A 7,739-nucleotide genomic window follows, 5' to 3' on the forward strand; every position below is an offset into this window, starting at 1 on the left:
TTGGAACATTGTCGACTTGCGTAATGATATAGCGCTCGTTAGAGTCGGTTTAATGGTTCTAGAGTTGGAGAAAAAAGCATACGTATGCCCGTCTTGTCGTATTCTTTTCTCGGTGCGTCATGGCAATGAATCTATCGTGGTTGAATGTCCAGGGTGTGAGGAATCCGTGAGAGCAGGGGGCGATTCTAGCACCCTACAAAAGTATGCAAGTGCTCAAGTTGCCTCAGGTGAAAGCAAACGTGCTCAGGTGTGGGATAAAGAGCTAGCAGTGGAACAAAACCAATGGGAAGCATCATTTTTTCCATGGGCGGTGATTGGTCCAGCGGTGTTATCAGGCCTCGCTGGATTTGTGATTCTCATCATGGTGCTGCAGAATCAATCAAGTAATCAGTTCTCTGATGGGCTGAACTTGAAGGGTGGTATGGCTTCATTTGAGAGTGGCTTGGATGCCACTGAGGTGCTTCCGAGCAATGAGGTGATGACAGCTTTTCTAGAGAAGCTCTTCAAGGCTAAGTCACTTGATGAGGTCAGCCCCTTGGTGCGAGAGGATGACGTGGAATATCTATCGTTACACCCTGAGAGCTTGGAGTTGATGTCCAGCTACAAGGAATATATCCACACAGAGTACACCGATCTTTCAGGCTATTTTGTAGTGCGATACTTTGACCAAGGCGGTAATAGTAGAGCCCTCGTGGTGAAACAATTGGCCGACAAATCAATCGTGATGGACTGGCAAGCGAGCTACGGTATAGGAGAAGTGACTTTTGATACATTCCGTGCAGAAAAAGCAAAGATTCCAGTTTTGATGCGAGCGATGGTGACCAAAACTGAATATTATAACAACGGTTACGATTCGACTCATTGGCAATCGTACAGTTTAAGCTTTGAAGGTTCTGATGAATACCTCATTGCCTATGCGTCTAGGAGAGGTTTCCTAGTGCATCAACTGGAGCCTTTTGGCGTGAAAATTGTCGATCGACCCTATACTCTCTATTTAAAATACCCAGCGATTGAATTGAGCGATGCTCGATTGGTTGAAATTGATTCGGTCGCAAGCAACGGATGGATCCTGAAATAAGCCCATGAAAAAGAAACATCAGCCGCTAAGTTCCCTAGATAAGGCACTCCAGATCAACCTCGATAAGGAAAAGTACGGTGCCTTTGCTGAGATCGGAGCAGGCCAAGAGGTCGTTAATTGGTTTTTTAAGACTTCTGGTACAGCCGGGACTGTTGCGAAGTCGATCTCGGCATACGACATGACGATGAGCGATGAAATCTACGGCAAAGCGCAGAGGTATGTCTCTCGAGAGCGTGTCAAATCAATGCTTGATCATGAATATGACCTGTTGATTGAACGTTTGGCAGCCAAGCGCGGTAGTGATACCACCTTTTTTGCGTATTGTAATACTGTGAGGGCCAGAGGCTACCAGGACAATGATGAGTGTCATGGATGGATGGGTGTGAGACTTCAGCTTACTCCAGAAGCGGAGCCTTGTCAGATACTCTGTCACGTACGTTTGCTGGACCAAACGAATACTGACCAAATGGAGGCTCTTGGTGTCATTGGCCTGAATCTCATCTATGCGTCATTCTATCACCGAGACAGCCTGGAGCATTTTGTGGAATCTCTCCTCGATAATCTGAGCGTGGAGCGCATTGAAGTCGATATGCTCAAATTTTTAGGGGAAGAGTTTCGCTATGTCGACAACCGCCTGTGCTCTTTGCAATTGGTGAAAAGTGGACTCACTCCGGCTGCAATGTTCACTCCTCAAGGGGAGGTGGTGCAGCCCGCTGAGGTGCTGTACGCTAAGCCTGTGGCACTGCTGCGCGGTAGCTTTGATCCAGTAAGTAACCTTCACCTAGACATGCTTGAGCAAGGGAAAAGAGCCTTACAGAGACACCTAGACAACAGCAAAGAAAGAGAATTCATGAGCCTCTGTGAAATTTCGATGAATAACCTGCTAGAGGAAGGTGCAGATAAGTTAGATCATTTGGATTTCCTTAACAGAGCAGATGCTCTTCAAGCCGAGGGGCAGACCGTTTTGATATCCAACTACTCTCAATTCTATCGTGTGGCGAACTATCTTAGCATGTACACGCGTGAGCCCATTGCTTTCATTTTGAGTGTTGGCTTGTTGGTCGAGCTCTTTAATGAAAAGTGGTCATCTGATCTCGACGGTGGTGTGCTTGAATCATTCGGTCGCTTGTTTAAGCACAAGATCAAAATGTTTGCCTATCCATGGAAGGAATCGAAAGATTCTGAAGTGGTGACTACGAGCAATATTAAGGTAGACCCCAAGGCTGCAGGGCTTTTGCAATATATCATCGATAATGATTTGGTAGAGGCAATCGAGTCGAGTGATACCAAGCTTCTTAATTATTCAGGTGTTCAGCTCAAAGAGATGATTCGTTCGGGAAATGAAGAATGGCTTGATTATATTCCTAAAGCAGCCCAAGCAACCGCTAGAAGATTTCGTTAGCTTGAATGATTAGAACAATGTCGACTACCGCAGACCTCAGAGGCCTACTTCATTATGTGCCTATTTTTAGAGGGAAGACCTTCGTGGTTGATGTTCGTTGGGATTTACTAACAACAGCTGGCCAAGCTGAGTTTGTTCTCGATATTTGTGCGCTTCAATCCATCGGGGTGAAGCTTGTGATCGTCTCATCAGAAGATGAGTTAGATCGAGTACTTGATTGGGCTGTTGAGCATGAATTCCGAAGTTCGGTCTTAACGGGTAGTTATAGCGGCAGTGATGTGGCCAAGGTTTTGGAGCGTGGTCAAGCAGCGATGATGCCGCGACAGGGGAGTCTCCTATCCGCAGGGCTGCTGAAGCTCTCGACGGATTTGGATGCTGCTAAGGTTATCGCTGTTGCTGATTTTGTATTGAAAGCGTCCCGTGGTGACGTCGTTCGTTTCCTGACGGTGAAGGAGGCTGAGCAATTGCCAAGCAACCTTACAGCAGAACACCAAAGTCTATTGGATCATGCTGTAGCCATTTGCCGTGGGGGAGTGGATCGTGTGCACCTTTTGGATGGAGGCGAGCCTGGTGTGATTTTGAAGGAGCTGTTTTCAAATGAAGGTGTAGGCACTATGGTGTATGCTGGAGTCTACCGTCAGATTCGCACACTTAAGGAGGAGGATATCTCTGAGTTGTTAGGCTTGATTGGACGATCGGTCAAACGCACGCATTTGGTGCCTAGAACATACGAAGAGGTGGCCGAATCGCTTGAGGACTATGCGGTGATCGAGGTGGATGGCAATGTTTTGGGTTGTGTGGCTCTCTATTGTTATGAACGAGTGGGCGAGATTGCTTGTTTGTTTGTGAAGCAGAACCATGAAGGTACGGGCTATGGAAAAGACTTAGTAGACTTTATGGAGCAACGAGCGCGCGACTTGGGGATGGAATCCATCTTTGCCCTCACGAATACAGCATCGAAATTCTTTGAAGAACGTCTCGGTTTTCAGCCGATTGCTCTTGAGTCGCTTCCAGTTGAGCGCAGAGAGTCACTAGTGAGCAGTGGCCGTAACTCTCTAGCCTACTGCAAAAATCTATCAAGTTAGCGGAACTTGATCAACAGTGGGTGGTGGTCGCTGGCCCTACTCCATTGATGCGGTCTCTCAATTTTAGAATCAGTCTTGTTGATACGCTGCAGCATGGATGGGGAAGCGAGGGCGTAGTCGAGCCTCGAGTAGAGATCTTGGTGTCGCCAATAGTGCGTCCACCTGTTGCCATCATCATCTGAGAGTTCTAGAGCTTTAAGATAGTGTTGTGAGTGGGCTTTTCCGGCGATTGCTCGAATACTTGCTGAGTTCAGATGATCGTTGAAGTCCCCATACAGGATAAGATCTTTGTTTGTTTTTAAAGCCATGAGCACGTGCTCGCGGACCATGTGTGCTTCGTGGCGTCTGAAGCGTTCTTGGTCATAGTGTTTTGACTTTCGTTGGGATTTTAGATGGATCCCAATGAGCCTGACTGGAGAGCCATTGATGTTCATGGTCACGTCCAGCATGCCACGCAGCATTTCGTATTTTCTACCGTCCATCTTGAATGAGGTCAGTGTGTTAGAGTGGACGGTAAAGGGGTGCTTGGATAGAAGTGCTAATCTGCGGTATGGGTCGACGCCGTGGTGTAAATACTGGTAGGGATAGTCGAGTTGCTTTGCGGACAACCGGCGGCTGAGGTCGTCGAGGTCGGCTTGTGTCCCAATTTCGCACATACCCAGGATGTCGGGTTTGATTTTAGTGATGTGCTTGATGAGGTCACGGATCTCTCGCTCAGGCTTTGCTTGGAGGCCATCAGACTTGGACCCGCGTTGCATCCAGAGGTAATTGTAAACATTGTAGGCAAGTAGAGTGGTTTCCTTGCCAATAGGAGTTTGCGTTCTGTTGCGCTCTTTATTTATGGAGGGCTCAGTGAGGGCTTGATGGTCAGGGGTGCTCTGGCCGGTCGGCCAATTTGCGGTTTCTCTAGCTTTTTTTTCGCAGGAGCTAAAGCAGAGGGCCAGAAAGCAAAAAACTCCACAGCACAAGGCCTGTGGAGTTTTTTGTAAAGTCATTGTCTGTTGAGGCTATGCCTCTTCAGATGGTTTAGCAGCAGGGCTTGCATTCTCTACTGGTTTTTTGGGAGCTGGTGTGTGTATTTCCTCATGTTCTGCCCGTGTGATTTCGTGCTCAAATTCCTCTCTGGCTTTCTTGAATTCACCCATGCTTTTACCGATTCCGCGTGCAAGTTGCGGAAGCTTCTTCGCCCCAAAAAGCAGGAGGATGATAATGAAAATCATGATCATCTCACCACCTTGTGGGAGAGTTACGAATGACAAAAATGCGTTCATGGAAATAATCTTAGATGATAAATGGACAATAGCAAAACTTTTGTATTGGGATTAGATACGCTTAGTTACGTCCGAGTTCTTTCGATTTTTCAGTGGCGGCCTCCACCGCGGCGATTGTGGCAGATCGGAATCCATGATCTTCCAATGCTTTGAGTGCAGTGATGGTGGTGCCACCTGGTGAAGTTACCATGTCTCGAAGTAAGGCGGGGTGGAGTCCAGTCTCTGCGACCATGCTGGCTGCTCCGAGTACTGTTTGGGTGGCCAACTCTAGGGCCTGAGCTCTAGGGAGGCCTTTGAGCACACCGGCGTCGGCGAGGGATTCGATAAAGGTATAGACATAGGCTGGTCCACTGCCCGACACTCCAGTCACCGAGTCCATCAAGGATTCATCGACTTCGATCACCGAACCGACAGATCCCAAGAGCTTGCCAGTAGTAGAGGCGTCTAGGTCGGAGGTGTTGGAGCCTGTTGAATAGGCTGCCGCCCCCTTTCCGATCAAGGAAGGGGTGTTTGGCATACAACGCACGACCCGTGCAGAATCGGGAAGGATGCTTTCCATCGCTTCCAGTTTGAGGCCTGCTACAGCAGAGATAATCAGGGTGTTGTCGAGGCTCTCGGGTGTTTCAGCTAATTCGAGTAGAACAATTTTGCTGACGTTTGGTTTGGTGCAGAGGTAGGCGACATCGACGATTGAAGCGAGCTCGGTGTTCGATGCCAGTGGATTCACTCCGAGTTCTTTCGCTACGGATTGCCTTGTTTTTTCGGTACGAGAAGTGATGTATACATCTTGAGCCTCAACGATGCCTGCAGTGAGCGCGCCTTCCAGAAGGGCTCGGCCCATCTTGCCGCAACCAATTAGTCCTAATTTCATGTCCTCTAGGCTAGAACTTCTTGGTTCTAGTGTCCAGTATTGCTTGGATGAAATCTATTGGAGAATTCAAGTTGATCTGCATCTGAGACTGCCCTAATGCTATTGAGCATGAAGTGGATGACGTGCGCGCTTTCTTTGTATTTATGTTTCCCCATGATCTCGGCTGAGCCGAAGGAGGAAGAATCGGTCCGTTTTGATCCACAACGATTGATCGCAAATCCTGTGAAATCATTGGCTGTGCCATCGTCGAATCCTTCATTGGCCGAGCCGATGTTGTTGGTGTTTTCTCCGAGTATGGAGGCTCAAGAGCACGTTCGCCAAGGTTTTGCCTGGATCAGTGCGTCATGGGATTTTGAAGCTTACCGCCACTTCTGCGCAGCAGTGGAAGCTGATCGACAGTGTTTGATGGCTTATTGCGGTATCGTATTGGCCCTGACTAGCCCACAGCATGAGTTTCATGAGCAACGTGCTGTTGCCTATAACCGAATGCTCACCTTGGCGGAGTATAAAGAAGAAGGTGAATTCTTTTACCCTGAGAATGAGAGGATGTATGCGGTGGCAATTGCTGAATTGATTGTCGGTGGCGTGGGGAAGAGTGCACGCGTTTTCCATCACCTTGCTAAAACCTACCCGAACGACACGATGGGTAGATTGCTCGCGAATTACCTATCGCGCGGTGGTTATGGGGATCTTCAGCGCCCTACGGTGAGGCAACAGCGAAGTATCGACAATATCCAGAGTATTGTTGAGCAAGAGCCAGATGACTCCTTGGCGTTAAATTTTTTGATTATGTTGCAAGCGGAGGCGCCTCAAACTGCTGTTGATTTTGGAACTGATCTCGAGCCATTAGTGAAAAAGTTGGTGGATCTGTCTAAAGCTGGGGTGCCGACGTGGCATGAATTGCATGGCTACATTGCGATGCGCGCAGGAATGGCAAAAGTGGCAGAGTCCTCATACCGCAAAGCGTACTCTCAGTTCCGGGATTGGAAGAGTAAGAACAAGGTAACCGCAGCTGATTCAGATGTGATCTTACGTGTGGGGATGAAGCTTGCTGAACTCATGCTCAAGCAAGGTCGTGATGAAGAAGCCATGGAGGTTTTAGATGTTTTGACCAAAACCCCTCTGATGTTGTTTCGCGAGGAATCATCTGCACGAGTTCTTTATATGTGGGGGCTTCAAACATTGCCAATGAAAGCTGCCATTGCGAATAGAGAGTATGCTTTGGCGAAGAAGCGTATGCCAATGCATTTGTTTGCTGACGATTCCAAAGATGAGCCACTTCTGGATATACTCAATGCCTATCGTGCATTACTCGACTGCCACCTCGCAGTGAGTGAGGGCGCCACACAAAAAGCGGATTCGTATTATACAAACTTCAATCGCCACCTTGATCAGTTGGTGAAAAAAGAAGGGAAGTATCATAAGCATCCAGCCTACCTAGAGTATATCCGCAGTCTCGACGGCTTATTGATTTATTCCAAAGAGCTAAAATCGAGACTCGTGTCGCAAGATCATGCCAAGTTGTATTGGCTGCAACTAGCCGCAGAGACACCAAATATTCCATCGCGTATTCAGCCATTAGAGGTGATCTATCCGATGCAGTATAGATTGGGCGAGTTTTTTGAAGCCCAAGGTGATTCGGAGGCTGCACTTGAAGCATACCGAGCCGCTACGGTGAAGGATCCCATATACCTCCCTGCTCATCAAGCGGTGGAACGACTGTCAAAGTGAAGGCTAGCACAGGTGCTCAGTGTTCAGCTTGGCTGGTCTAGAGCCATGACACTCCAGTCTTATGCCAAAAGAGTAGTGAATTTCCAGTTCGAGCTATTCCGTGATGTGGATTAGATGGGTTTCCCCTAAAAGTGAATTTGTTGAAAATGCAGTGGTTTATGGATGGTCTTGAATAAAAAGTGAAAAAAGGTGCCGAAATGACTTGCGTGACTCTGAGGAATATGTAGATTGCGCCCCGCCTCACCCGCCAAGGGGAGCGCAGGAGAAACTCGCTAAGTTGATCCGGAGCACGGCTCCGCAA

At 48.1% G+C, this 7,739-nt stretch carries 7 protein-coding genes; 4 read left to right on the forward strand and 3 right to left on the reverse strand.

What is annotated here, in order from left to right:
• The first annotated feature begins 16 nt into the window (after nucleotides 1–16).
• From F454_RS0107395 to F454_RS15730, 3 genes are read left to right on the forward strand one after another with little or no spacing between them, the layout of a single operon-like run.
• Nucleotides 17–1,078: a hypothetical protein gene (locus F454_RS0107395; RefSeq protein ID WP_156817186.1), complete on the forward strand. Its 1,062-nt coding sequence runs from the start codon at nucleotides 17–19 to the stop codon at nucleotides 1,076–1,078.
• Nucleotides 1,079–1,082: 4 nt separating this feature from the next.
• A complete protein-coding gene (locus tag F454_RS0107400) occupies nucleotides 1,083–2,480 on the forward strand; it encodes a hypothetical protein (protein WP_018970007.1) in 1,398 nt (465 codons plus the stop codon).
• Nucleotides 2,481–2,497: 17 nt separating this feature from the next.
• Nucleotides 2,498–3,565: a GNAT family N-acetyltransferase gene (locus tag F454_RS15730; RefSeq protein ID WP_018970008.1), complete on the forward strand. Its 1,068-nt coding sequence runs from the start codon at nucleotides 2,498–2,500 to the stop codon at nucleotides 3,563–3,565.
• On the opposite strand, the gene F454_RS0107410 is transcribed toward F454_RS15730, so the two are convergent.
• The 3 genes from F454_RS0107410 to proC form a co-directional block, all read right to left on the reverse strand.
• Nucleotides 3,562–4,560: an endonuclease/exonuclease/phosphatase family protein gene (locus tag F454_RS0107410; protein ID WP_018970009.1), complete on the reverse strand. Its 999-nt coding sequence runs from the start codon at nucleotides 4,558–4,560 to the stop codon at nucleotides 3,562–3,564. The two genes, F454_RS15730 and F454_RS0107410, sit on opposite strands and share 4 nt — an antisense overlap.
• A gap of 12 nt (nucleotides 4,561–4,572) precedes the next feature.
• Nucleotides 4,573–4,836, reverse strand: coding sequence for a Sec-independent protein translocase subunit TatA/TatB (locus tag F454_RS0107415; RefSeq protein WP_018970010.1), 264 nt, complete (start codon nucleotides 4,834–4,836; stop codon nucleotides 4,573–4,575).
• 61 nt (nucleotides 4,837–4,897) lie between these two features.
• Nucleotides 4,898–5,707 (reverse strand): pyrroline-5-carboxylate reductase, encoded by an 810-nt coding sequence (gene proC, locus F454_RS0107420; protein ID WP_026292776.1) that lies wholly within the window; start codon nucleotides 5,705–5,707, stop codon nucleotides 4,898–4,900.
• 108 nt (nucleotides 5,708–5,815) lie between these two features.
• Between proC and F454_RS16515 the strand changes: the two genes are divergently transcribed.
• Complete coding sequence (locus tag F454_RS16515; RefSeq protein WP_169334345.1) at nucleotides 5,816–7,438, forward strand: tetratricopeptide repeat protein; 1,623 nt, start codon at nucleotides 5,816–5,818, stop codon at nucleotides 7,436–7,438.
• Nucleotides 7,439–7,739: the final 301 nt, after the last annotated feature.

Origin of the sequence: Rubritalea marina DSM 17716, from assembly GCF_000378105.1 — a bacterium.
GTDB classification, from domain to species: domain Bacteria; phylum Verrucomicrobiota; class Verrucomicrobiia; order Verrucomicrobiales; family Akkermansiaceae; genus Rubritalea; species Rubritalea marina.

Coding starts and splice junctions, on each gene's coding strand:
- F454_RS15730 (WP_018970008.1), top strand. CDS start 2,498: ATGTCGACTACCGCAGACCTCAGAGGCCTACTTCATTATGTGCCTATT.
- F454_RS0107400 (WP_018970007.1), top strand. CDS start 1,083: ATGAAAAAGAAACATCAGCCGCTAAGTTCCCTAGATAAGGCACTCCAG.
- proC (WP_026292776.1), bottom strand. CDS start 5,707: ATGAAATTAGGACTAATTGGTTGCGGCAAGATGGGCCGAGCCCTTCTG.
- F454_RS16515 (WP_169334345.1), top strand. CDS start 5,816: ATGAAGTGGATGACGTGCGCGCTTTCTTTGTATTTATGTTTCCCCATG.
- F454_RS0107415 (WP_018970010.1), bottom strand. CDS start 4,836: ATGAACGCATTTTTGTCATTCGTAACTCTCCCACAAGGTGGTGAGATG.
- F454_RS0107410 (WP_018970009.1), bottom strand. CDS start 4,560: ATGACTTTACAAAAAACTCCACAGGCCTTGTGCTGTGGAGTTTTTTGC.